23 protein-coding genes are annotated in these 26115 nt (G+C 33.7%); 16 read left to right on the top strand and 7 right to left on the bottom strand.

Features of this window, described 5'->3' with window-relative positions:
- Positions 1-124: 124 nt before the first annotated feature.
- Complete coding sequence (locus tag HGP29_RS13500) at positions 125-2038, bottom strand: RecQ family ATP-dependent DNA helicase (protein WP_168882956.1); 1914 nt, start codon at positions 2036-2038, stop codon at positions 125-127.
- Positions 2039-2167: 129 nt separating this feature from the next.
- Between HGP29_RS13500 and pyrE the strand changes: the two genes are divergently transcribed.
- The 3 genes from pyrE to HGP29_RS13485 all read left to right on the top strand — a co-directional run bounded on the left by pyrE (position 2168) and on the right by HGP29_RS13485 (position 5056).
- A complete protein-coding gene (gene pyrE, locus HGP29_RS13495; protein ID WP_211093289.1) occupies positions 2168-2803 on the top strand; it encodes an orotate phosphoribosyltransferase in 636 nt (211 codons plus the stop codon).
- Positions 2804-2987: 184 nt separating this feature from the next.
- A complete protein-coding gene (locus HGP29_RS13490) occupies positions 2988-4355 on the top strand; it encodes a hypothetical protein (protein WP_168882955.1) in 1368 nt (455 codons plus the stop codon).
- A 116-nt stretch (positions 4356-4471) separates the two neighbouring features.
- Positions 4472-5056 carry a hypothetical protein gene (locus tag HGP29_RS13485; protein WP_168882954.1) on the top strand — a complete coding sequence of 195 codons (585 nt, stop codon included), beginning with the start codon at positions 4472-4474 and terminating at the stop codon, positions 5054-5056.
- A 37-nt stretch (positions 5057-5093) separates the two neighbouring features.
- Here the strand turns inward: HGP29_RS13485 and HGP29_RS13480 are convergent, their stop codons facing one another.
- Positions 5094-5789, bottom strand: a complete 696-nt coding sequence (locus HGP29_RS13480) for an SDR family oxidoreductase (protein WP_168882953.1) — start codon at positions 5787-5789, stop codon at positions 5094-5096.
- A gap of 175 nt (positions 5790-5964) precedes the next feature.
- On the opposite strand from HGP29_RS13480, the gene HGP29_RS13475 reads away from it, so the two are divergent.
- Together HGP29_RS13475 and HGP29_RS13470 are read left to right on the top strand one after the other, a co-directional pair.
- Positions 5965-6384, top strand: coding sequence for a hypothetical protein (locus tag HGP29_RS13475; RefSeq protein ID WP_168882952.1), 420 nt, complete (start codon positions 5965-5967; stop codon positions 6382-6384).
- Positions 6385-6528: 144 nt separating this feature from the next.
- Positions 6529-8856: a TonB-dependent receptor plug domain-containing protein gene (locus HGP29_RS13470; RefSeq protein ID WP_168882951.1), complete on the top strand. Its 2328-nt coding sequence runs from the start codon at positions 6529-6531 to the stop codon at positions 8854-8856.
- Between the two features lie 42 nt (positions 8857-8898).
- Here HGP29_RS13470 and HGP29_RS13465 read toward each other — a convergent pair whose 3' ends face one another.
- Positions 8899-9816 (bottom strand): WD40 repeat domain-containing protein, encoded by a 918-nt coding sequence (locus HGP29_RS13465; protein WP_168882950.1) that lies wholly within the window; start codon positions 9814-9816, stop codon positions 8899-8901.
- 220 nt (positions 9817-10036) lie between these two features.
- Here HGP29_RS13465 and HGP29_RS13460 point away from each other — a divergent pair, with 220 nt between their 5' ends.
- Positions 10037-10609, top strand: a complete 573-nt coding sequence (locus HGP29_RS13460) for a 4'-phosphopantetheinyl transferase family protein (protein WP_168882949.1) — start codon at positions 10037-10039, stop codon at positions 10607-10609.
- 5 nt (positions 10610-10614) lie between these two features.
- Here HGP29_RS13460 and HGP29_RS13455 read toward each other — a convergent pair whose 3' ends face one another.
- Entirely contained in the window at positions 10615-11637 is a 1023-nt protein-coding gene (locus HGP29_RS13455; RefSeq protein WP_168882948.1) for a phosphatase domain-containing protein, read from the bottom strand.
- 462 nt (positions 11638-12099) lie between these two features.
- On the opposite strand from HGP29_RS13455, the gene HGP29_RS13450 reads away from it, so the two are divergent.
- On the top strand, positions 12100-13236 hold the full coding sequence (locus tag HGP29_RS13450) for a DNA polymerase III subunit gamma/tau (RefSeq protein WP_168882947.1): 1137 nt from the start codon (positions 12100-12102) through the stop codon (positions 13234-13236).
- 5 nt (positions 13237-13241) lie between these two features.
- Positions 13242-13940 carry a hypothetical protein gene (locus tag HGP29_RS13445; RefSeq protein WP_168882946.1) on the top strand — a complete coding sequence of 233 codons (699 nt, stop codon included), beginning with the start codon at positions 13242-13244 and terminating at the stop codon, positions 13938-13940.
- A 100-nt stretch (positions 13941-14040) separates the two neighbouring features.
- Here the strand turns inward: HGP29_RS13445 and HGP29_RS13440 are convergent, their stop codons facing one another.
- On the bottom strand, positions 14041-14526 hold the full coding sequence (locus HGP29_RS13440) for a glutathione peroxidase (RefSeq protein WP_168882945.1): 486 nt from the start codon (positions 14524-14526) through the stop codon (positions 14041-14043).
- A 317-nt stretch (positions 14527-14843) separates the two neighbouring features.
- Between HGP29_RS13440 and HGP29_RS13435 the strand changes: the two genes are divergently transcribed.
- From HGP29_RS13435 to HGP29_RS13410, 6 genes are all read left to right on the top strand, one after another.
- Positions 14844-15497, top strand: a complete 654-nt coding sequence (locus HGP29_RS13435; RefSeq protein ID WP_168882944.1) for a hypothetical protein — start codon at positions 14844-14846, stop codon at positions 15495-15497.
- A gap of 1 nt (position 15498) precedes the next feature.
- Positions 15499-15870 carry a hypothetical protein gene (locus HGP29_RS13430; protein WP_168882943.1) on the top strand — a complete coding sequence of 124 codons (372 nt, stop codon included), beginning with the start codon at positions 15499-15501 and terminating at the stop codon, positions 15868-15870.
- Positions 15871-15874: 4 nt separating this feature from the next.
- The gene (locus HGP29_RS13425) at positions 15875-16468 is read left to right on the top strand and encodes a hypothetical protein (protein ID WP_394354071.1); all 594 of its coding nucleotides are present in this window, start codon (positions 15875-15877) and stop codon (positions 16466-16468) included.
- A gap of 77 nt (positions 16469-16545) precedes the next feature.
- Positions 16546-17376, top strand: a complete 831-nt coding sequence (locus HGP29_RS13420) for a hypothetical protein (protein WP_168882942.1) — start codon at positions 16546-16548, stop codon at positions 17374-17376.
- Positions 17377-17439: 63 nt separating this feature from the next.
- Positions 17440-20025 (top strand): leucine-rich repeat domain-containing protein, encoded by a 2586-nt coding sequence (locus HGP29_RS13415; protein WP_168882941.1) that lies wholly within the window; start codon positions 17440-17442, stop codon positions 20023-20025.
- A 74-nt stretch (positions 20026-20099) separates the two neighbouring features.
- Entirely contained in the window at positions 20100-20612 is a 513-nt protein-coding gene (locus HGP29_RS13410; RefSeq protein WP_168882940.1) for a hypothetical protein, read from the top strand.
- Positions 20613-20827: 215 nt separating this feature from the next.
- Here the strand turns inward: HGP29_RS13410 and HGP29_RS13405 are convergent, their stop codons facing one another.
- Positions 20828-21796: a helix-turn-helix domain-containing protein gene (locus tag HGP29_RS13405; protein ID WP_168882939.1), complete on the bottom strand. Its 969-nt coding sequence runs from the start codon at positions 21794-21796 to the stop codon at positions 20828-20830.
- A gap of 53 nt (positions 21797-21849) precedes the next feature.
- Positions 21850-23421, bottom strand: coding sequence for an arylsulfatase (locus HGP29_RS13400; RefSeq protein WP_168882938.1), 1572 nt, complete (start codon positions 23419-23421; stop codon positions 21850-21852).
- A 201-nt stretch (positions 23422-23622) separates the two neighbouring features.
- Between HGP29_RS13400 and HGP29_RS13395 the strand changes: the two genes are divergently transcribed.
- Positions 23623-24711 (top strand): DUF4421 family protein, encoded by a 1089-nt coding sequence (locus tag HGP29_RS13395; protein WP_168882937.1) that lies wholly within the window; start codon positions 23623-23625, stop codon positions 24709-24711.
- A 118-nt stretch (positions 24712-24829) separates the two neighbouring features.
- Positions 24830-26089, top strand: a complete 1260-nt coding sequence (locus tag HGP29_RS13390; RefSeq protein WP_168882936.1) for a spondin domain-containing protein — start codon at positions 24830-24832, stop codon at positions 26087-26089.
- Positions 26090-26115: the final 26 nt, after the last annotated feature.

Raw genomic sequence — 26115 nt, 5'->3', positions numbered from 1 at the left:
TTAAAAAACTTCAATCTTTTTGTAACCATATTAACAGTCATTCGTTATTATAATTAGAAAGATTGTTGTAGTTAATGAAATTGTCGAGGAGAGAGCACCTAAATATTTGGGTGCTTTCTTTTTTTTATAAACAACTGATTTTCTTTTCGTTATTCCATTTCAACTTTCCTCTTTCAAACAATTCACTTAATGTATTTGTAAAACCAGACAAGTCTACTGGCATTAAAACATTTTCCAATTCATGTAATGATAAAGGCTCTTCTTTAATTACATCAAGAATAGACTTTTCCATATTTTCTACTTTCTCCTCCCACACTTGTGCTTTCTTCTTTGCTAAGCAGTTATCACAAATTCCACAGTTTTCTCCTTCATAATCTCCAAAGTACTCTCTAATACTAATACTCCTACATTTCTTCTTATTATCGATAAAATGAATCATGGCTTTTGCCCTTGAAAAATCCTGCTGTTTTCGTTGAGACAGTAATTTTCTATCTATTGGTAACCTTTCTGGTAAATGTCTAGGTAAGACAAAAGTGATTTGTGGTTTATCTTTTTTAGGTTGATAGTTTATTAAGTCAAGTTTATGTAATTCTTGAAGGTAAAAGGTGACTTTATCTAATGGAATACCATTCGTCATTGCAATATCCTTCTCATCAATTTTTACAAAAGAGTTATATAATTCTCCACCATACATTCGCAATACTCCTTTCATCAGTAACTCGTGATGAGGATGGCGAATTAAGTAAGCGTAGAAGTCTTCTGCTGAGACTTTAATCATGATCGTCGGATCATGAAAAACACTTTCATTGAATAGGATAATACCTTGTTCTTCAAGCCTTTTTAATGCATAGTAAGTTTCTTGTGGTGGCAATTCATATTTCTGAATAAAAGGCTTCAAATAGAAATCAAAAGAAGACATTTCTCCACTTCCTACTGCTAATCGATAGAGGTTTCCTAAGTGTTGATATACTTTTCTTAAAAATTTATCATTTGGGTGTCTTTGTTCTACCCATTCTAAAATTCTTCTTTTTTGGTCATTTCGGACTAAAAGTACTGCATAAGCTTTTTCACCGTCTCTTCCCGCTCTTCCGGCTTCTTGATAATATGCTTCCAAGTTCTCCGGAGAGCCCATATTCACTACCAGACGGACATCTGACTTATCGATACCCATACCAAATGCATTAGTTGCTACAATTACTCTTGTATGCCCATTAATCCAAGAATTCTGTTTCACTTCTCTTTGTTCAGTGAGCAAGCCACCATGGTAGAAGTCAGCATTAATGTTATTACTTAACAGCAATTGCGTCACTTCTTTTGCCATTTTCCTAGTCCTGACATAAACAATAGCACTCCCTTCAACCCCTCTTAAAACTTTGAGAAGTTTTACTTGCATATCTACTTCATGAAAAACAGAAAAAGATAAATTTGGTCGATTAAAGCTTCCTCTAAAAAAGTTATATTTCTCACTGAACTGAAGGTGTTCTATGATATCTTTTTGTGCTTTTTCTGTAGCAGTTGCTGTGAGTGCCATACAAGGCACATCTTTTAATTGCTCTCTTAACTCTCCAATTTTTAAATATTGAGGTCTAAAATCATGTCCCCATTGTGAAATACAATGAGCTTCATCCACAACAAGAAGACCTATTTTCATTCGAGGAATTCTATCTAAGAATATCTTCGTTCTTAACCTTTCAGGAGAGACATAAAGAAACTTAACACTCCCTTGTACAACATTCTCTAGAAGAATATCAATTTCTCTTTTATTTAAACCTGAATAAAGAGCCTTCGCAGGGATTCCTCTTTTATTTAATTGTTCAACTTGATCTTTCATCAAGGCAATTAGAGGTGTAATCACAATACATACTCCTTTCCTTGCAATTCCTGGAACTTGAAAACAAATCGACTTTCCTCCACCTGTTGGTAGAAGTGCCAAAGTGTCTTTTCCTAAGTATGCACTACTGATTATTTCTTCTTGTAAAGGTCTAAATTCATTATACCCCCAAAATTTATTTAATATCTGTAAGAAGCCCTCTCTCATGAAATGTTGACAATTATTTTATCAGAAATCAAATATCAAAATTTATTTTATCAAATGATATCTTATTTTTGCAAAGATTTAATGGGATATCGTTCCTACACTTCTAAATTTTCACTTTAGTACAAGAGAATGGAAAACACAATTGCAAAAAAAGTAGCATCACTTTTATTGGAAATCAACGCGATCAAAATCCGTCCAAATGATCCTTTCACATGGGCATCTGGTTGGAAATCGCCAATTTATTGTGACAATAGACTGTCTTTGTCATATCCACAAGCAAGAACTTATATCAAACATGCTCTTTGTGCTAAAATCCAAGAGCAGTTCTCTGATGCTGAAGCTATTGTTGGTGTAGCAACAGCGGGTATCCCTCAAGGTGCATTGATTGCTGATGCATTAGGTCTTCCTTTCGCTTATGTACGTTCTAAGCCTAAAGGACATGGGATGACAAATATGATTGAAGGTGAATTAAAAGAAGGTGCCAAGGTTGTGGTTATTGAAGATTTGATTTCTACAGGTGGATCTTCATTAAAAGCAGCAGCAGCATTACAAGAAGCTGGTATTGAAGTTTTAGGTATGGCTGCCATCTTTACTTATGGTTTTGATTTATCTGTCAACAACTTTAAGGAAGCAGGTATTCCTTTAGTTACTCTTTCTAATTACGATGCAATGTTAGAATTAGCTTTAGAGCAAGACTACATTCAATCTGAAGATATTGATTCATTAAAATCATGGAGAGTTTCTCCTTCAGAGTGGGGAAAATAATTCTCTTTTGATTAAGAAGATAAAATAAAGGAGAGTCAATTGTACTCTCCTTTTTTTGGATCTTATGAAAAACTTTTTTTCTTAGTAACAGCAGCTTCCTTACAAACGACAAACCTTACACCAACTCTTGTCTGGAAGAAATTGCAGGGAACAATTAAAGTGTTTTCTAAGTTAATTTCTTACAATGTATTATGATATAACATTTGGTATTGTTTCTCCTAATGATGATGAACTAACGCCAGTTGAAATCGATAGACTTTTAGCTCAAGGTTATTTTAGACATAACCTAAATATGGCTTCTTACGAAATGATGTACTTTGATGATAAAATGCAAGGAGTACTTCCTCTTCGTTGTGAGGTTCAATCAGGTATGTTCTCAAAATCACAAAGAAAAAAGATCAATCAATCTCTAAGAAAGTTTCAGGTAGAGATTACTCCTCTAAATATTACAGAGGAGCATGAAACCCTATATTCAGAATACAGAAAAGAACGTTTTGATGAAGAGAACAAATCCCTTCTACAATACTTTGGGGTGGATGATGAGGAAGATTTAGGTCTACTTCCTTTTGAAACTATGCAAATAAGCTTCTATCAAGATAATAAATTGATAGCTGCTAGTTATTTTGATGTAGGTGAACAGTCTATTGCCAGTTTAATGGCCATGTATGACCATAACTTTAAACAAGAAGGTTTAGGGTTTATTTCTATGCTTTTAGAAATGAAATGGGCATTAGAAAATAAAAAAGATTGGTATTATCCAGGGTATACATTAGACCAACCTTCTTGCTTTGATTACAAGCTAAGACTCCCTAACGTTCAGGCTTTTAACTGGAAAAAAGAATGGGAAGATTGGAAAAATATTGATCTTAAATTAACTAAAAGATACAAAACCTTACACGCTCTTGAGGATATTGTTGAAGACATTAATAAAACCTGCTTAGTAAAAGGACATGTCGCTGAAGAACAGAATTTCTTTACTAGCATGTGGCATGATATGTTTGACTTTACTCAAGCTGTCGAAGCACCAATATATGGCTCTTTCCCAATTGGCCAATATCATCAAATGGTTGTGATTTATGACCCAGTACAAGACCAATTTGTGGTGAAGCCTCATATTTTTAAAATGGAATCTGGTCTTACTAAAGAAATTACTACCAAAGACCCAGAAGAAATAAGTACTTTAATAAATGCGTACTTCACATATCTACAGATAATAGATGTGCGAATTACTCAAGCAATCGATGACTTCCAAGAAGTTTTGAATAACTCGAATCTAGAATTTGATACTGTTGAAGTAATGGGTAACGCGTCTAGACATCCAAATTATAAGTGGTTATCCCTTAAAAACGGTAATATCCATTGGATGATCATGACTTTCTGGGATAATGACAGAAGACAATTCTTCTACCACCCACTTACCTTCAAATACCACCAAAAAAGATGGGTTTCTCCATTTGGATTATGTACAGCAGAAGTTGCTCTTTTAAAGATCAGCAGTTACATAGAAACTAAAGAAGAAGATTGGGAGGATTTATTGTCTGAAACAGAATAGATCATTTTCGACTTTTATCTCTTTTCAAAAGGAAAATTGTCGTTCAAAAAAGAAATGAAGTAACTGTGCTTTATATTTGATTATTTAAAAAAACTAAGTATTCCAATCCCGCTTATATGAGTGTTCAAGATAATTACCAATTTTTAGAACATGTCGCTGATACTACACAGACAAACAATTTTACCTTTGATAATTGGCAGCAATTAAATTCGCATACAATTATATCAATGGCTAGAAAGTTTTTGGTCAATAATTCTATTGCAGTTCGAAAGATTCCACTAAAAACGATTTATGCCTTTATTACAGATAGTGGCTTGGAAAGTATACCAAAGCAACAACAACGTTGGGCCATACTATTCGCCAATGCAGTCACTTTCGACAATCCCTGTAACCAACACCTTACTTTAGTAAAAATTTTAAGAGACGCTTCATTAGAAGAAGTTGAAATTCTTCATTATTTAAAGAAGGTTTCATTTATAGAGTATGAAACCTCTAGGATTTGGATCAAAACTAAAGGTATTGAACAATGGGCTCACAAAGCATTAAACTGCTCAGGAATTGATATAGAAATAATTTTGGAGAATTTATTGATGAAACGTCTTGTAGAAACTTCAAAAAGCGGTGAAGAAATAAGAATAGCTCCTTTGGGAATGCATTTCATATTAGAATGTGAAACCCCTTATGGATTAAAACATAGTTAAAAAAAGGATGACTGTCGTTTGCAGTCATCCTTTTTTATTAAATATCTCCTAATTGTGGTCGGACAATTAAGTCTTCTACACAAGCACTATCAGATAATTTATAAGCTGTGAAAACCAAGTCTGCAATATCTTTCGATTTCATAAACCTGTCTTCTGGAAGATCTACCCCTGCCCAACTTGCTGTATAAGTTGCACCTGGCATCACAGAAGTAACTTTAATATTGTGAGGTTTCATTTCCTCTCTCAAACATTTAGAAAAACCTAGCATCGCATGTTTAGAGATAGCGTAAGAACCTCCGTTTGTATACGCCATAAAAGAAGCTACGGAAGCAATATTAAAGATATAACCATGTTTCTTCTCGATCATATCACCAATTAATCCTCTTGTGATATAATAGGTCGAATACATATTGGTTTGCATCATCATCTCAAATGCTCCTTCCTCTTCATCATGAATAGAACCTGGTACAAACACTCCTGCATTGTTAACAAGAACCTCTACAGTTTCATCAATATCTTTAACAAACTTGATAAAAGAAGTGCATTCCTCTTTTTTGGAAACGTCAGCTGAGAAAGTATATACTTTTACTCCATATTTCTCTTCAACTTCAGACTTCACCTGTGCTAAAGCATCAAGATTACGAGCACAAACAACAATATTTTTTTTATCCTCGGCGAATTTATCAATTATAGCTCTACCTATACCTTTAGAGCCACCAGTGACTACGATCATATTTTATTATGGTATTAAATGATTTCTGCTAATATATTATTTTTTCTCTCCAAGAACTATGAAAACAAAGCCTAATTAAATTAAATAAGTTAGAAGTCAAGGTATTATGTAAACGCATTTTTGTACCTTTGTGTATCAAAACTGAAACAACGTAACAAAAAATATTACCTAATCTATGAAACATCTATTTTCAATCCTTGCACTCCTTTTTGTGTGGTGCACTGCATTGGGTCAGGATAATGATCAGAATGCAAATCTTTCTGAAAGTTTAAGTACTTTTAGAGTAAAAACAGCAGTTATCCTAGAAGATGCATTTAAAACAAATGCCACTGAGCAAAGCTACAAAATGATGAATCAGTTACAATTCGATGAAGGTGTACTGTTCAGCAATATCCGTAGAGCAAATTTCAAGGATATAGTGAGTGACATTCAAGATCTTTTTGAAAATAGACAAGGAGTAAATTTCAAAAATCTACAAATCAATAGTATTCAAACTAATAGTGATGGATCAACAATCACTACAGAAACCATAAAAGAGAAAGTTTTCTTATTGGATAATATCATTGATATCTACATCAATAAATTCCATAAGTAATTCGAAATGAAAGTCCTCTAATCTTCATCGGTTAGAGGACTTTTTTTATTAATCTAAATCTCCTTCTCCATTGACTTTCGTTACCTTTTATTTACAATTACTTTGATTTACTTTGTGCTAAACAAAATCTAATTTTTTAGCAATATGGTATTTTTCAAACGTTGGTCAAGAAAAAGCTATGGAGCCTTCAAAACACTAAGTAAGGAGGTTAAAATATGTATTCTTGATATCGACTTTCAAAGAAAAGCTCCTATTGTAGACAATACATCAATTCATTATCATAGAACTTATGATGATTCGCTTGACGATGATCCGCTACTATTGGAGTTAATTGAAGATATCGATGAAGAAGAATCAGGTAATCGGTTTTTTAAAAGATCACGATCACCCATTCATTCATTATTGACTCTTCCATTGTATACTATTCCCAGTTTGTTCATTTCACAGGGAAAACACTATTCTAATCGCTTACAAACTTATATTCCTATTCTATTTAAGATGAAAATCTCTACTACTTTAATGACAACACTTTTCTGTCTGTTGTCGTCTTTTATGTATGCTCAAAACTCGGTAAAAGACTCTACCGAAATGTCTGAATATTATTTAGAAGAAGTTACGGTAAACTCTGGTCGTGTTCCTCAGGTATATTCAGATCAAGCAAGAATAATCACTTTTATTGATGCCGAAAGTATCCAAGAAATGCCCGTTCAAAGCTTTGACCAAGTCTTAGGTTACGTCGCAGGTGTGGACATGAGATCTAGAGGTCCTCTGGGTGTCCAAGGTGATGTCAATATTAGAGGTGGTTCTTTTGATCAATCACTGATTTTATTAAATGGCATAAATATGAACAACCCTCAAACAGGACATTTGAATTTATTCTTACCTGTTGATTTGGAGGCTGCTTATGCTGTAGAAGTATTGGAAGGCCCCGCATCGAGAGTTTTTGGTGCAAATGCATTTACTGGTGCCGTTAATGTACAGACAAAACCGTTAGATAAAGATAACCTATATGCCCATATGATGTTTGGGGATTATGGTTTACAAAAATATACTGGTCGCGTTAACCTTTCTACCGAAAAAACAAGACATCTAGTTACTGGATCTTACAAAAAGAGTGACGGTTATATTGACAATACAGACTTTGAAGATGTAACATTTTTCTACCATGGTAGCTATGATGTAAAAGGTGGTACATTCGATCTTACTGCAGGTATGTCAGATAAAGGATTCGGAGCCAATTCATTTTATACTCCTGCCTATCCCAATCAATACGAAAGAAACAAATTGTATCATGGTTCATTGAAATTTACCAATAATGGTGATATCAAGATTAGTCCAACTATTTACTGGAACAGAACTTATGATAGATACGAACTATTTAGAGATAACCCTGCAGAGTGGTACACACACCATAATTACCATCAAATGGATGCTGCTGGAGTTAATGTCAACTCTATCATTCCTTCTAAATTTGGTAAGACTTCAATTGGTTTTGATGCAAGATATGAAGGAATCAAAAGTAATGTATTAGGTGAAGAACTGAATAACCCTATTCCAATTAATGGAGTAGACAATACAGCATATACTCATGGAAAAGAACGATTTAATTATTCATTATTCCTTGAGCATAATATCGTTTTAGGAAAATTCACTGCTTCTGCTGGCCTAATGTTTAATTACAATACACAACTTGCAGAATCTAGCGATGGATTTGATGTTTTCCCAGGTGCAGACATCTCTTACCAGTTGTCAAACTCAGTTCGTCTATTCGGTACTGTAAATACAGCTATGAGAATCCCAACTTATACAGATTTATATTATGCAGGACCTACCAATATTGGTAATGACTCACTTAAAGAAGAAAGAGCTGTTACTTATGAAATTGGTTCAAAAATCGACAAAAAAGGATTTAGTGGTAGTGTCTCGGCTTTCAGAAGATATGGCTCTAATATCATTGATTGGGTAAGAACAGATCCAAACGAGCCTTGGCAAGCACAAAACCTAACAAGTTTAACTACTACGGGTATTACTGCAAATGCTGCATTGGACTTCAGAACTCTATTGCATGAAGAGGCCTTCTTAAAGAACATTAGAATGTCTTATATCTGGATGACTGCAGACCAGAGTGCTCCTGACAGCTTGGCTTCAAATTATGTTTTAGATCAACTGAATCATAAACTTACTTTTGGATTACAACATGGATTATTTATCAAGAACCTAAAAGCTGATTGGCAAATTGTTTACCAAGATAGAAATGGTTCTTACACTGTTTATGATCCAAATGGTGACGGCTATGAACAAGCATATGATCCATTTACAACCGTAGACCTTCGTATTAGCTATGACAATAAAATGATGTATTTCTACGCAGAAGCATCTAACATATTCGATGTTCAGTACCATGATATTGGAAACATCCCACAACCAGGAAGATGGTTTAGAGCGGGTGTAAGAATGAACTTAGATCTATAAAACAAAAAAGAGCGTTAAAGATAATTTTAACGCTCTTTCTTTTTATAAGCCATCGATTGTCCAAGCAGAGGCGGAATGATCATCTGAAACGGAGATGACTGTATTTTCTCCAATCCAAGCCAATCTATTTACCGAAGTACCATGGCCAGCATGTCTTGCTTTATCAATTACTTTTAAAAGTCGGAAATCTTCCGTTCGCCAAACTTTTATAGATTTATCCTTACTACATGTTACAAAATACCTACCGTCCTTTCTAAAAACGATATCATTAATTGTGTACATATGAGCGACGATATCATGTTGAGTTTCTATGAAACCATCTAAGTTCCATACTCTCAGGTGAGCATCTCTACTACCACTTAGTAAAAACTGATAATCTGGAGATACAGTAAGGCTAAACACTGAGTTTTCGTGGCCAATAAGCTCTCTTACTTCATCACAGTTTTCAATATTATATCCTCGTATTGTTGCATCACTTGACCCTGCCCAAAAAATTCTTCTAGAAGGATCTACGGCTAATGATCGAACAGACTCTTCAGACACTTTTACTTTGGCTCTTACATTCCAAGAGTGTAAAGAAACGATGTAAACCCAACCATCACCTGTTCCTACAAAGACATCATCTTCTAATCTCTTGATGGCAAAAACAGCTTTATCTGTTAGTTTTAAAGAGCGTATTTCCTTTCCGCTTTTTAAATCAATATGATGAATACCATCTGTATTTTGACCAATGATTAACTGGTTCTCCTCTATTAGAGGACACATTGAATATACGGTGTTGGGTACCTTAGCAATCATTTTCCCTTGATCAGGGTTTTTGATATCCCATTCTACTACAAATCCATCAGCACCTGCAGTATAAAATATACCATTATCATTAAAATGTACTAAACTGTATAGTCCATCTTTATGACCACCAAATTGAGCTAGTTTATTTACTTCTAATACTTGTCTTTGCATCTCCTAAAAATTTGTTACAACAAAGATGAGAATAAAAATGAAATTGTAATCAATGCTCCCCTTAAAAAAACATTCTCTATTATGATCCATTCATTCAATCCTCTTAGGAATTTTATGTAGGAAAAATAATCTCAAGTATATTTGCAGTATGGGTTGTATCAGATTTGAAAAAGTTAGTGACCATATATTTTGGGTACTTTGGGAGATCAAAGAAACCGAAATGGAACTCTTAGATTTAGCGAAAGAGGAGGCTAGCACTTTTGCACATATTAAAAATGACAAAGTCAGAAGACAAAGTATTTCTGGAAGAGCAGCCCTTACCCATTTGCTAGGTCAACTGGATCTTGAGTACCATGGAATTCATAAAAACGAAAATGGAAAACCATTTCTAGTCAATTCCGAATATTCCATTTCTATCTCACACTCTCGACATTTTGCATGTGCCATGATATCCTTAATTCCAAAAGATTTTATAGGTATCGATATAGAAATGGTCACTCCAAAGGTGTTAAGATTGATTTCAAGATTTGCCAACCCTGATGAGCTAAAGTTTGCTCAATCAACCATTGATGGAAATCCACAGAATGCGACAGTCATATGGACATTAAAGGAAGCTGCCTATAAAGCCTTTGGACAACTAAACATTGAATTTAAATCTCAGATCAAAAGTCTATTTGGCTTAAATAATGAAATTGAAGGTATTGAAATCAATACTGTACAAGGTAAAGCACATCAATACTCGAGTAAAATTTATTTACATGAAGACTTTGTTGTGTCAATCACTTATCAATAATTTCTTTATAATCGAGTGAGTTGTTTTACTACTCTTCTATTGTACCATCTCTTTTCTATTCTTATTGCTTCTTTAGGGTCATGAAAGATATGGAAAGGTATATTCATCCTTTTCAATTGTTCTTTAATTTGAAGCATCTCAGCATCCCTTTTTCCTTTTGAAACATCTCTAATCATTACACCGGATATATTCTGAGGATAAAGTTTAGCCACTTCTTCGTAAGTATAAGGATCTTTTTGTCCACTATCTCCTATTAATAAAAACTTATGAGACGGGAATTTTTCTATTAAATATGATATCCTATTGATCTTATGAATATTTTTCTTTTGATCAGTTCCTTCCGTCCTATTGCTTAATAAAAAGTCTCTCCAATTTTTATGATACCTTAGGTAAATAGGCCCTAATGGAAACTTCCTAGTTTCAAGAAATAGCTTTATGATCCAATATAGATTCATTTCACTATTCGATACATAAAAAAAGCCTGCCCCTTGGTTTTTCATTTCCCTGTAAAACTTACTCATCTCTGAAACCTCTTTCCTTTTGAAAGCATGTCTTACCAAAGTTTGAGGGATTCTTTTCAAGAAAGAAGTGGCATGGGTGATCAATACTGTATCATCTACATCTGAAATCACCATGTACTTTGTATTGGAAATATTGTGAACAGATTCTTTAGTGATACTTGGTACTTTTATCTCTTCTATACAAGATTTATCGAAATAAAACTTTAAGTATTTATCTAATTCCTGGTCTGTGTAATCGTTTATTAGGTCATACTCTACCCTAAAAAAACCATTCTCATCTAAATTTACTTCAAAAGATTCTTCTCTTATTCTTCCGTAAATTTTCTGTTCTTGGTTATGATTATGCCTGTATAATTTCCATAACCTTGAAACATGTCGTCTGAAGCTCTCTGGCTTTTTAGAGAGATCCAATAATCCTGTTCGGAAGTTTAGCAACTGACCTTCAATAGATAAGTGTTTCTGAACTTTAAATCCAACTAAAGGCAATAAGATTTTTGTTTTGCTCAAGGTATTCTGATTGTAATGTAGACCGGAATTTATCTTGAAAATAGTGTATAAAAAAAAAGATCGCAACATTTTTATAATGTGCGATCTGTTTAGTTGAAAGTTTGTCTTATATATTCAGTATAGTAAAATGTTTGTTATTTTGTTATTAGTTGGAAGGTTGTAAGATAACTCAGTTTACTATTCGTATTTTCGATATCAGATTGTCAATTTACTTGTTCAGTTCATTCTAGTGAAAAGAACCGATCGTTATGATACAAATTTACAAATATTTTTTATCATTTCTAAATTCATCATATAAGTTATAAGAAAAGTACTATTAAATAAGGATTTAAAGTATTGTCACATAACAAATTCATCAAATTGTTATACTTGATTTGCAAATAAATATTGGTTCAACTGTTTCAAACGATCTCATTTTTTTTAACTTTGCTATGGATTTTATTGAAACGATAAGTAGAGTACATGGATAATTTTGTTGTTTCGGCACGTAAGTACCGTCCGAATACATTCCAAACCGTTGTTGGTCAAGAGCATATCACAAACACATTAAAAAATGCTGTGATGAGTAATCATCTTGCACAAGCATTTCTTTTTTGTGGACCTCGAGGTGTAGGTAAAACAACAAATGCAAGAATCTTAGCAAAAACCATTAACTGTGATAACTTAACAGAATCTGGTGATCCTTGTAACGAATGTGCTTCATGTACAAGTTTTAATCAAAACTCTTCTTTAAATATTGTCGAGCTGGATGCTGCATCTAATAACTCTGTGGAGGATATTAGGAACTTAATCGAGCAAGTACGCTATGCCCCTCAACCTGGCAAAAAGAAGGTATATATTATTGATGAGGTGCACATGTTATCCACTGCAGCCTTCAATGCCTTCCTTAAAACATTAGAAGAGCCACCTAGCTATGCCATCTTTATTTTGGCAACTACTGAAAAACATAAAATCCTCCCTACAATATTATCAAGATGTCAGATTTTCGATTTCAATAGAATTGGCATCAAAGATATTGTTAAGCAATTACAGAATATTGCTGATCAAGAAGGTATCAAAACAGACGAAGACGCTCTTCACCTGATCGCTCAAAAGGCAGATGGTGGTATGAGAGATGCACTTTCTATGTTTGATATGATCGGTACATTCTCCAATAATAAACATGTAGATTATCAAACCACTGTTGAAAATTTACATATCCTTGATTATGACTATTATTTCAAGTTAACTGATTACCTAAATAAAGGTGAAGCTTCTCAGGCACTGCTTTTATTTGATGAGATTCTAAGAAAAGGATTTGATGGTCATAACTTTATCAATGGTCTTTGTGAACACTTTAGAAACATTCTTGTTTGTAAAGATGAAGTAACAATTGAGCTTTTAGATGTTTCCGATAATGTAAAACAACGCTATAGCCTACAAGCAAAAGAGGTTCCTCAGTCTTTTATCATGACTGCCCTTAATCTTGGAAGTGAATGTGATGTTAAATACAAGGAAAGTAAAAACCAAAGACTACATGTTGAATTAGCACTTATGAAGATGTCTCACATCAACAGAGCTATTCAACTTGCTCAAATTGAAATAAAAAAAAAAGACTAGCTGAGTTGCGGGCTAAGCAAGCTAAACTTGCTAAAAAAACTCCCGAAAAAGCCACTACTTCAACTCAGCCTAAATCTATGGTGGCCCATCTCGAACAAGAGAAAAATAAAATACAGGTTCAGCAAACAACTCAAATATCTGGCAATTTAGAACAGCTTAAAAGTGTCCTATCTAAACAAGCTAAAGATATTAAGGCTGCAGAACAACCTGCTGTTGCTATGCCTACTGCTTCTGCAACTCAAGGGGCAATACCACCACCTCCTCCTGCTTATGGAAGAGCGACCTCAAACAAAAAGCAAGAGTCTACGTTAAAAACAGGTAAAACCTTTACGTTAGAACAAGCTCAAAAGGTTTGGAAATCTTTTGCTGATCGTTACAGAACAAACGGTAAAAGTAAATTTGCTTCAATTCTGTTGGATGAATCTGAAATCTCTTTAGATAGTCAGATGAATGTTTTAGTGCACATTACAAATAGCTTGCAAAGTGAACATCTAAATATTGTTCGTTCAGAATTGCTTAGACAACTAAGAACGGATCTTCAAAATGACAATATTGAGATTTCTACTAAACTAGTTCAAGTTCAAGAAAGTGTGGACGGAGAACCTAAAAAGCTTTATAACAGTCAAGATAAATTGGCATATCTACAGAATAAATTCCCTTCTCTAAAAACATTACAACAAAAGCTTGGGCTTGAATTGGATTAGTTGACTAATTCATTCTCAACTTTTTAACATTCTATTATAAACAGAAAACCCAGCATAAACTAAATTATACTGGGTCTACATAAAATAGGAATAGATTTTTCTAAGCATTTAATGCTTTTTCAATATCCTTTTTAATACTTTCTGGTTTTGTCGTTGGAGAATACCTCTTCAATGGTTTACCATCTTTACCGATTAAGAATTTAGTGAAATTCCATTTAATAGCATTCACCAATGTACCCGGCAATACATCTTTTAGGTATTTATAAATAGGGTGAGCATCTCCACCATTTACATCAATCTTTTTGAACAATGGGAAAGTTACTCCATGGTTTAAACGACAAGCTGATACCATCTCATCATTCGATAATGGCTCCTGACCAGCAAATTGATTGCATGGAAAACCTAAAACAATAAACTCTTTGTCTTTAAATTCTTGATATAGATTTTCTAAACCATCAAACTGTGGAGTTAGTCCGCATTGAGTAGCAGTGTTGACAATCAACACAACTTTTCCTTCAAAATCAGACATGGAGATTTCTTCTCCTTGAGGGTTTTCAGCTGTATAATTATAAAATTGAGCGCTCATTATATTTTGATTATTTATAAGTGAATAAATATTCACATCAAATGTAAGTATTGAAGTTTCAAAAGAAAAACATAATACACACAAAATTGTTTGAGAAATTTTATTATTAGGTTATATGAATTTAAAATCCGTCTTTTTAAGTCTTAATTTTTGTAAATCATGATTATTTATATTCCGTTATTAGCTAATATGCTTAAATTGAAAAAAATTTATATTTAATATAATCAACGTTTATCTTGATCTATTTCTAACTTCAACTTCTTACAATATATCTAGATGATGTGGTTGGCGATGGTGAACAAAAAACAATTTCTAAAATGAACAAAACATCAATTATCACTGCCCTATTGATGGCTGTAGTTATGTCTGTTTCTTTTACTGGCTGTAAGAGTCAAAAGAAAATTGCTGCAGAAAAGGCGCAACAAGAATTATTAGCAAAAACACAAAAAGCAGTAGCTGATATGGAAGCTATGGCTAGCAAAGAGTATACTTCATTGGACGAATTGACTGCTGACGAAGCTCGTTTGAATGAAATTAAATCATATAATTTAGAAGATGCTACAGCAAAAGATTTAATTGCTAAAACTGAAGCTCATTTAGCTTCATCGCGTAAAGCATTAGAAGAAAAATTAGCTGCTGAACAAAAAGCCAAAGAAGAAGCGGCACAAGCTAAGGCTCAAGAAGCTCAAAAAAGAGATATTTATTACTTGATGGATAATATTACTGGAGCTGGTAATACACAAGAAGCTAACCTGATGATTACTGAGGCTATGGCTTTATTTGCGTCTCCTGATGTACCTGTACTTATCGAAATTTATAACGACGGTGATATCGTTGATTACGACAGACCGACTACAGCTCAGAAATATCTTGACAAATTAAAAGACGTTCAAGGTAAACCAAACAAAATCAAAGAATTCAAGAAAGACGCCAACGGCAAAATCACTGAATTAATCTTGACTAAACAATAAGATGTCTTTTAATAAGCTTTGTATAACACTCCTGTTCATTTTTTCTTGTTCTTTCTCATTTGCTCAGAATTCTGCCAAAGAAGTAACAGCAAACAAGTTAAATGAGATCATTCAAGATCTAACCGACCGTAAAACACCTAGTGCTGAAATTGGAAGGTTGATTGATTATGCTTCATCCCTTTTTTCACCTAAAGCAAAAATCGAAATCGATTATATAGGTAATAGAGGTGATGACAGGGAGTATTCTCCACGTAAGTATTTTTACAGATTAAGTAAAATGGGAGATAATGCGATAGTGATCAAAGCAAAAGACATTTATGGATTTGACACCAAAGGTCGAATCATTGGTTTAACCATTACAGAAACTTATTGATATTATGAAAAGCATTAAAAATTTAAGCATATTATTTTTCTGTCTTATTGGGCTTCAGGTATTTGCTCAAGACGCTCCAAAAGAAGAACCCCCAATGCCTCCTGCTCGTAAGGCTGCAATTGACTCATTGGCTTTAGAGAAAGTACATGATTTAAGTAAATATATTAGCAAAATTGGTGATAAAGAGACTTCATTCTCTGAAGCAAACAGAGTAATTGAGCGTGCTTTAGAGCTATTTGTTGAAGATGCTCAAATGGGTGTTTCCACTTTAGGAAAAAAACAAATTAGATATTTTGACATCAAGAAATATTTAGAGCGTTTAAATAAATTAAACTATAAGTCTGTAAATATTGAGTGGTTTGATATTCAATATATCTCAGATTTAGAAAAACAACCTGATGGTAGATATGTTGGTGTAATTACTATTTACCAAAAATTTACGGGTGTAACTGAAGACGGGATGGTTTACAAAGACATCACAAAGAAAGACATTACTGTGTATGTTGAGCGTAAAACTACTCAAATCGGTGGTAGAGAAATCGGATTCTGGGATGTATTGTTAGGAGACATCAGAGTATCTGAAACAAAGAAAGGTTAATCAAAATCTTATTATATGGCTTAATTGGTACGATATTATCAACAAATACTCGTATCAATTGAGCTTATTTTTTATTAATGAGGAAGTTAATATACATTATTATCGCTTTGGTCTATGTTGGCAATTTTGATGCTAACGGACAGACCATTGGAAATTACAAAGGAGATGAATCTAAGTTATATGCTGAAACAAAGCAATTCACTCAGTTCATCAAAAGATTCAATAATGAGGAGGATGTAAACGGGCAACCTTACCCTACTGGATCTTATAAGTTTAGAGAGCCCACGCAACGAAAGAAATATCTTGAAATTTTGTTCGATGGTCAGAACCAAAGCATCACTCGAAAGATGAAAAATGATTTCATTGATGATGTGACGAACAAAAAATCACCCAAGTTTATTGAAAAACACCAAGGAGGCTATTTTGCTGAAGTGGAATCACGTTTTTTATACAAAGGTAAAAACACAAATATCACATTGTACTTAAAGCTTCAACCTGACAGCTTAGGTTATAAGTGGGCCTTATTTGATTGCTACTCTAACCAAATCCAAGGCTTATTTGCCAACAATTCTGATAAAAAGAACTTCTTACATCCTATGTCTCATGAAATCGATTTCATGAATTTACATCGAGCATTTAGAGACACTGATGAGCTAGAAGATTATGCTACAAACGAACATGAGGTAGATTACTTGTCTATCCTGTTCTTCTTAATAAAGTCTGGAGACCTTACTTTTGTGACGGTTTCTAATGTAAAATTCCATGTCTTACAAATAGAAGGTTGGTACTTCTCTGTAGAACAATTCGAAAGAGATTCTTATAACTCAGGCTGGATGATTTCCAATCTGATGCCTTTAAAACCTGAAGACAAGGAAGTTTGGTATAACTACATTTTACACAAACAATAATACTTTGTGTTTGTAGTTATAGAAAAGTAAATAGAAAATAATTGAACAAACTATAAATCTGTGATGAAAAGAGTATATCACATATACCTGCTTTTAAGTATACTATTCTCTACCTCTGCTATGGCTCAAGAAAATGAGATTCCTGCAGAAAAATTAGAAGAGTATAAATCCCAAGCTAAAGATCTTGTTATGTATTTCCAGGGGATGCTAAATGATATCGCTGGAGATGATTATACTAACCAAGAAAAAGGGATTATCATAAACGAAACTTACCTTAAAGTTTTCGAATCTGATAAAACCCAAATAGAAGACGATTTAGATCCAAACCGTCAGGTGGTGTCTAATAAAGATGTTCAAGCCTATTTAAAAGATATTGATTTCTTTTTTAAGCAGGCGGAGTTTGAATTTATCATTGAAAATATCTCTCACAGTGTCACTACAGAAGGTGAACTATATTTTACAGTTGAACTTACTAGAAAACTGAAAGCTATCACTGTAATGAATGATACTCTTGATAATTCAATGGAGCGTTTTGTTGAAATCAACTTAAACCCTGATGAACAAGAGTTGAAAATTGCATCGATCTACACCACTAAATTAAGCCAGAAAGAAGACATGGCTTTATGGTGGAATAAATTGGATGACACTTGGAGAGACATTGCTGCTCATGAGGTAACTTTAAGCAATGGTTTACCTCTAAATGAAGTGCTTTCGATCATCGATTCTGTGATGATTACAAAGAACGACAGTACACTTCCATTAGATGAGAGTATCTATAAACATATCGAAGGCTTCTTACAAAAGAAAGAGTTAGATGTTTCTCTTAACCCTGAGATTATGACTTTAGCCCCTCTTGGTAAACTAAGAAACCTTGAAGATTTAAATATTTCTGGTACAGGTGTTAATGATCTATCACCAATTAGAACACTAACAAATCTGAAAACTTTACGTTCAGAAATGACCGGCATCAACTCATTACATCCACTTATTTATTGTACCAATATTGAGGTATTAATGATTAATGATACACAAGTTGAAGACATTAGCGTAGTTGAAAATTTCGAACACCTTAGTGAACTTTATATTTTCAATACTAATATTAGTGATATCAGTGCACTTTACGGACTGGAACAACTAAAAGTATTATGGGCAAACGATACTCAAGTAGAAGATATTTCGACGTTAAACACAACTAAGCAACTTAGATCATTAGATTTATCAAATACTAAAATTACAAGTATCGATGCTTTAATGGGCTTAACGGCTTTAGAGCAGTTGACAATTGATGATACCCAAGTAGCTGAATTAACTGCTTTATCCACAACATCAGCACTAAAAACATTATCTGCTGACAATACTGGCATTAGTGATTTATCACCATTAAGTAAATTAGAGAATATTGAAAGAGTGTATTGTGATGGTACTCAAATCAATACTTCAATAGCTCAAAATTTTATGAGGTCACATCCTTCAACTCTTGTAATCTATGGATCAGGACAGTTGAAAACATGGTGGGAAGGATTACCTGTAGTATGGCAAAAAACGTTACTTGCTACAGCTGGATTATCAGGAACGCCTGAGAAAGAGCAATTACAACAAATTGCCAACATCAAAGAATTGGACTTGCACCTAACTGAAGGTATTCAGACTTTAGAACCATTAAGTTTCTTAGTCAACTTAGAAAAGTTAGATGCATCGAATACAGGTATCACATCTATTGAAGTATTGAAAAGCTGCCCTAACCTTTCAGAATTAAATCTAAAAGGAACAAAGGTAACCGACATCTCAGTTTTAGAAAACAATAAACTTCTTAGAAAATTAAACCTGAGAGGTACTAACGTATCTGATTTATCAGCTTTAGAAAATGCAAATAAGCTATCAAAGATTGATATTTCAAATACTTCAGTAAGCTCAGTTACACCACTTAAAAAGCTTTCTTCTTTAAAATTAATTGAAGCAGACAATACGCAATGTGATGAAAATGCATTTATCGCTTTCTCTAAAGAATCAGCTGCTTTGGTGATTTTTAGAACAGCAAAACTTCAAATGTGGTGGGATGGTCTAAATGCTGACTGGAAAAAAGTATTCGGTGATCAAGCAAAGATCAAGAGTGATCAACCTACAAAAATTGAGTTACATAAAATCAACCTTATTCAAGAAATTGATCTAAGTAACCATAAAAGCATTAGAAACCTTTCTCCTTTAACAATGCTATTCAACTTAAAGGAATTGAATATTGCATTTACAAGAATTAATGATTTATCACCTATTTCAGGAATTAAATCTTTAGAGGAGTTATCTATTGATAATACACCTGTTTCAGACATTACTCCTATTACAGGTTTAACCAATCTTACTGCATTAAATATCTCAAATACTTTGGTGGAGAAATTTACAGCTTTGGGAGGTTTAAATAAGATGCAAAAATTAAAAGTTTCTGGTATTGTGAAGGTGAAAAACATATCATATGTAACGAATATGAAAGGTTTAACATCATTCGAATGTTACAATACTAGCGTAAACAACTTGAAGTATTTAGTAGGGCTACCAAAACTAAAGTCCTTGAAATGCTACAAAACGAAATTAAATCAGAAAAAAGTAGATCAATTCAAATCACAGATGCCTAACGTAACTGTTGATTTTTATTAATCACTATTTTCTAGTAATTAATAGCACTCTTGATGTACATTTGTATCTCAAGAGTGCTTTTTTATTATTATAAGATGGAAGAAATACAAAAATTCAAACCTGAGGAAATCAAAACACTTCAATCTTTAGTAGGTGTCAGTATCAATGATGTCATCTATCATATTTGGAGTAATATGTCTAATGAGTCTGAAGAATTCCAATGTTTAGATTGGTTGGAACTTAGGTTTGATGATAAAACTCGTCTAACATTTACAGCTGGCGAAGAAAGTGATGGTATTAAAATAGTCAGCTTTGATCCCGTTACAGAGCGTACAAAACTGTTAGAGCAATTCAATGGAAAAATTGACATTAAGAGCTTTAGAGTAATAAAAATGGATGTTTGGGCGGATGTACTCAATCAAAAAATTGTCAATGTAAAACTGACAAAAATTAAAGACGACTTCTACCCTAATGATGAAATGATCCTTGTTTTCGAAAATGAAAACCAAGTAAAAATATCATTATCTCATGAAGATGGATTAGCTGTTGATGTACATGAAGATGAACCGCCAGTGATCACTTCTTTAGATGATTTTCCTGAAGAGTAAAAAAGTTCCGTATAAAATAGCTTTTTCTTTAAAAGCCTTACATGCGTATTTTTTTCAAATGTTCTGAACTTTTATTGGAGGTATGAGGTTTATTATAGTGAACATTATGCTGAACACCACCACCAAAGATTCATTGATAAAATGAATTTCCCTTACAGCAGAACCAAAAGTAGCTAGTCGAACAGACTAGCTTTTTTTATGTTGTGATTTATTGATTACCTCACCAGCTTAGGTGATACTTTGTATTTACTTTTAAATGCATAAGAAAACTTTGATAAAGAAATATAGCCTACTGCTCGACCAACTTCCGTAATAGTTTTATTTCCCTCTTTTAAGAATTCATATGCCTTTTCCAATCTATAATCCAAATGAAATTGATATACAGAAGTACCATATACTTTTCTAAAATCACGAGTAAATTTAGACCTAGAATAACCGTATTTTTCAGAAAGGTCATCAATGCTAGGAATCTGTTCTAGGCTACTAAAAATATCATCTTTAATCATTAGAAGTTTTTCCAGGTCATCTTCATGTAGATTATAACTTTTAAAGTGACTTTTTTCTAACAATCTTTCATAGAAAACACCCATACATTCAATAATTCTAGAAAATAGAATCCTCTTTTTATAAATATTACTTTTACCCTCAGGTATTGCATATAAATCTTTGAGTAGACTTTTCACTTCATATGGCATAAACTCATAGATAATCCAACTTTGATCAGGTTTTGATACTAGATCGAAAAGCTTCATTAATGCAGGATAATTTTCTTCAATCAGTTCTAAAGAAATTCGTAATGAAATCCATTGATACGTTTCGTCTAAGTCATTATTAAGAGAGAAGGAATAACTTCCATCTTGCAGTATCATACTACCATGTAAATTAGTTTGATTCGTATTGATTTGTTGGAATAAGTTTCCTTTGAAGTCAAAAATCATAACTAAAGATTGATGAAGTTTCGATCCTTCATATTTGAAATGGCATTGTTCAGTAAAACGCACATTATTCTGATAAACATCAAAGCCTCGAACGAGTCTAGCATGAAAGATATCTGCTTTAAATTTTTCATTTCTTATTTTGAGACACCCTTCTTCATTTTGGGCTTTAAAATTTCTTTCCCATTCTTTAATAATGCTTGACGCAGAGCCACTAAAAATAAATGTATTAGAAGTATTTTTTTCCATAGAGAAAAAATTGATAGAGGTTACAATAGTTCACCTCTATCAATTTCAGTATTTTATTTCATCTTTTCTATATCTTCTAACAACTTATTCATTTGTTGGTTAGCTTTCTGTTTTCTGAAAAGGTTATAATCAATTTCACTAGCAGATAATGAGCTACCAGTTTGAAATGGATATTCAGGTACCGTTTTCAAAAACTCTCCAATAATATTTTGCAGTGGCACAAATAACCACATTTGCTCTCCAGCAAATTTCATATAAGCACCCGATTCCATTGCTCTTTCATATGGATCAGCCCTGAGGTTAAAGATCAAAGGTATTTGAGCCTTTGTCGTGTATGGTCCGTCGAAGATATCACTTTCGCCATTCCATATATTGAAATGTGCTTTAAAGTCTCCATATCTAATCGCGTTCAACTGTCCGTCCATACCAAAGTATAAATATTCATTTCTTGGTCCCTTTTCTACTTCCCCTTTAAAATAAGGCAAGAAGTTATAACCATCTAAATGTACTCTCCATTCTTTTCCATTTGCTTTATAACCCACTTTCATCTTTTCTACCAATTGATCTTCACCAGTTGCAGCTACAAGAGTTGGCATTAAATCATTACCCGCAATAATATCATTATAAACTGTTCCGGGTTGAATAGTCCCTGGCCATTTCATCAACATTGGTGCTCTATGACCTCCTTCCCAGTTTGTACCTTTGGCTCCATGAAAAGGAGTACATCCACCATCAGGCCAAGTCCAAGTTTCTGCTCCATTATCTGTAGAATACATAACGATTGTATTGTCCTCAATCCCCAATTCTTCTAATTTGTCTAGTAATTTACCGACATGATCATCATGCTCTACCATTCCATCAGCGTAAACACCAACACCTGTTCTCCCTTCTGTTTCCTCTTTCAGATGTGTCCACACATGCATTCTTGTAGCATTATGCCAAATAAAGAATGGTTTTCCAGACTTATGTGCCTTTTCCATAAATTGTAGAGATACATCTAAAACTTCATCATCAATTGTTTCCATTCTCTTTTTTGTCAACGGTCCCGTGTCTGATACTCTACCATCTGCATACGAGTGAATTACTCCTCTTGGACCATACTTTTTCTTGAATTCGGGGTCTTTAGGGTAATAATATCCTTCAGGTTCTTCTTCCGCATTTAAGTGATATAAGTTCCCATAGAATTCATCAAAGCCATGGTTCGTAGGCAGATGTTGATCTCTATCTCCTAAATGATTCTTACCAAACTGACCGGATGTGTATCCTTTATCTTTCAAAACATCAGCAATCGTTGGGGCCCATTCAGGAATACCATGCTCAGAACCAGGCATACCAATGGTAAGTAACCCAGTACGAAAAGGATGCTGACCTGTAATAAAAGCCGCCCTACCTGCTGTACATGTTTGCTCTGCATAATAATCTGTAAATAAAGCTCCACCTTCGGCAATTCTATCGATGTTGGGAGTCTGATAACCCATCATACCATGGTTATAAGCACTTATATTGTGAACCCCTATATCATCACCCCAAATCACCAATATGTTTGGTTGTTTCTGATTTTTCTTTTGACCGAAAGTAATCAAAGAGAGTAGTGATAATAACTGTAATAAGACAATCTTCTTCATAAAATCGTGATTTAATTAACTTGAATTACAGTTTTAAAAACGAGCAAAACAGATGAATAGAATTTACCTTCTAGGGCGAATATTTTACTTATTGGGTACACTTCCATTTTTAATCTCTGATTTATAATAAAGGGCTTTCAAATTCCTCACTTTTTTATTGTATTTTAGCTTAATCAATCAAGTATTCATCTATTTTTTATTTTGAAAGGATTCATAACATTATTATTCCTTGTACTCTTTTGTAGTCCAATCACTACTTATGCCCAAGAAGAAGAAGAAATCAAATTGGATCATGATACGACGTATTACAAGTCATTTAATGACATGCTTCATTTACGTCTTTATACTGTCTATAAATTCAATGAGCTTGTAGTAAATTCAGGTAAAAGAATATCTAGTCATGATAACTTGGTATATGCTCCAAATGGCAACTTGAACCTAGGTTTTGGGTTCAACTACAAAGGTTTAGGTATTAACTTTGGTTTCAATTTCCCTGCTATAAATAATGATGATGATGTGTATGGAGAAACCAATAAGTTAGACATGAGATCCTATTTGTATGCAAGAAAATTTGCCGTCGATCTTGGTTTACAATTTTATAAAGGTTTTTACATATCCGAAGTAAACGAAAATGATCCCATTAGAGACCCCCAACCTCCAACTCAACTAAGAGGTGATATGGTGATCAATACTTTTGGTTTATCCTCATTTTGGATCCACAATTATGAAAAATTCTCTTTCAGAGCAGCTTTTGCACAAACAGAAGTTCAAAAAAAGACGTCTGGAAGTTTGCTATATGGCCCTTATCTCAATTTTGTAAGAATAAAAGCAGACTCCTCTTTGGTTCCAGAAAACCTAAGAGAAGAATACCTACTCTCTTCTAATATCATTAGTGGATGGTATGGTAGTATGGGTTTATCAGCTGGTTATGCTCAATCCGTAATTTTATTTAAACGATTTTTTATCACAGGCTCATTGGCTCTTGGTTATGGTATCACCTTTGGTCATTATTTTTTCGAAACGGATTATGGTAATGAGAAAGATACAATTTGGAAAGGTGGCCTAAAGTATAATGCCCGTTTAGCATTTGGATATAATACCGACCGGATGTATGTCGGTTCCTCCTTGGTTTTGGAATCCTATAATATCACTACCGCTTCTGATAATGTCACTTTGTATTGGATGGGGCAATTCAGGGTTAATCTCGTACATAGATTCAATTGGAAAGTTGGAATTTTAGATTGGGCATTAGATAAAGAGAAAAAAATTCTAAGTAAAAAGGATAAATAAAAGGCAAATGTGAAGTAGCTCACAGTTCATAGAAAAATAGTTAAGTAAAATTGTATAACAAGATCGCGATCAGTTATCAATCACTTATGTAATTTAAAAACATAAACTACTCTATTCTATGAAATTCACTAATTTGTTACTTAGCCTTTCAGCTATTCCTTTATTTATTGCCTGTTCTGATAATGACGACAACAACGACGACCCTGTCAATCTCCCTGCAACTGAATTTACTGTAACTATTGAAAATAGTATGACACCATTTGATTATTATGCTTTTGGTGGCACAGATCTAATTACACCCGGTAATGAGCAAGTCATTACATTTAATGCAGGCCAAGGACATTATCTTAACTTAGCTACTATGTTTGTACAATCCAATGACTTGTTCTATGCACCTGCAGATGACGGCATTGCTTTGTATAACGATGATGGCGAAGCATTAACGGGAGACATCACCAATCAGTTTTACCTTTGGGATGCGGGAACTGAAGTTAACGAAATGCCTGGCACAGGTGAAAATCAAGCACCTAGACAATCAGGTCCTAATACCGGAACAGAAGAAAATGGCATTGTTCGTTTAATCTCAGACGTCAATGATGGTTACACTTATCCTGCTTTAAGTGATGTCATTGAAGTCATGTTAAGCCATGATGGAGGTACTCAATTTACCCTCACATTACGAAATATATCAGATAACAGTTCTCTTCCTACCCCTCTTGCACCCGGAAATTGGGTAGTACACTATGATGGTCAATATCCATTATTTCAAGAAGGTGTAGCAGCTTCATCTTCATTAGAACCTATCGCTGAAGATGGAGATATAACTAGTATGAATGAGGTACTTGAAGCGACAACAGGATTAGTCTCACCTTTCGCTCCCGGAGCATTTTCAATTGGAGAGTCAAATAATTTATTTAGTATTGGAAGTATGGCATCTCAAGCCTTCGAAATGTTAGCTGAAGATGGAGATGTTTCTGGCTTTGAAAATGTCTTCAACACACCTGCAAGTACTGATGCTCCAGCTCCTATCTTCCCTGGTCAATCGTATACATTTACTTTTACTGCTAGTGAGAATGATCGTTTATCGTTTGCTACAATGTTAGTTCAAAGTAATGATTGGGTATTAGCTATTGATCAGTTACCCTTATTTGATGGTAATACACCTTTATCTGGCAACTTATCCGATTATATACAATTATTAGATGCTGGAACAGAATCTGATCAATATGCTGGTGCAGGAATGTATCAGGCTCCTAGGCAATCAGGGGCTGATCAAGGTCCATCAGAAGAGGGTATTATCAATGTTGAAGAGTCACTTTCTTCTAATGTTCCTGAAATAAGTTCTATGTTAAATATCAGTATTCAGGTAACTGAATAGTTTATAAAAATATTATTTCGTTATTC

Origin of the sequence: Flammeovirga agarivorans, assembly GCF_012641475.1 — a bacterium.
In the GTDB taxonomy this organism is placed as follows: domain Bacteria; phylum Bacteroidota; class Bacteroidia; order Cytophagales; family Flammeovirgaceae; genus Flammeovirga; species Flammeovirga agarivorans.
Note: the sequence above shows the minus strand (reverse complement) of the source record. Positions and strands in the feature narration are given on the sequence as shown.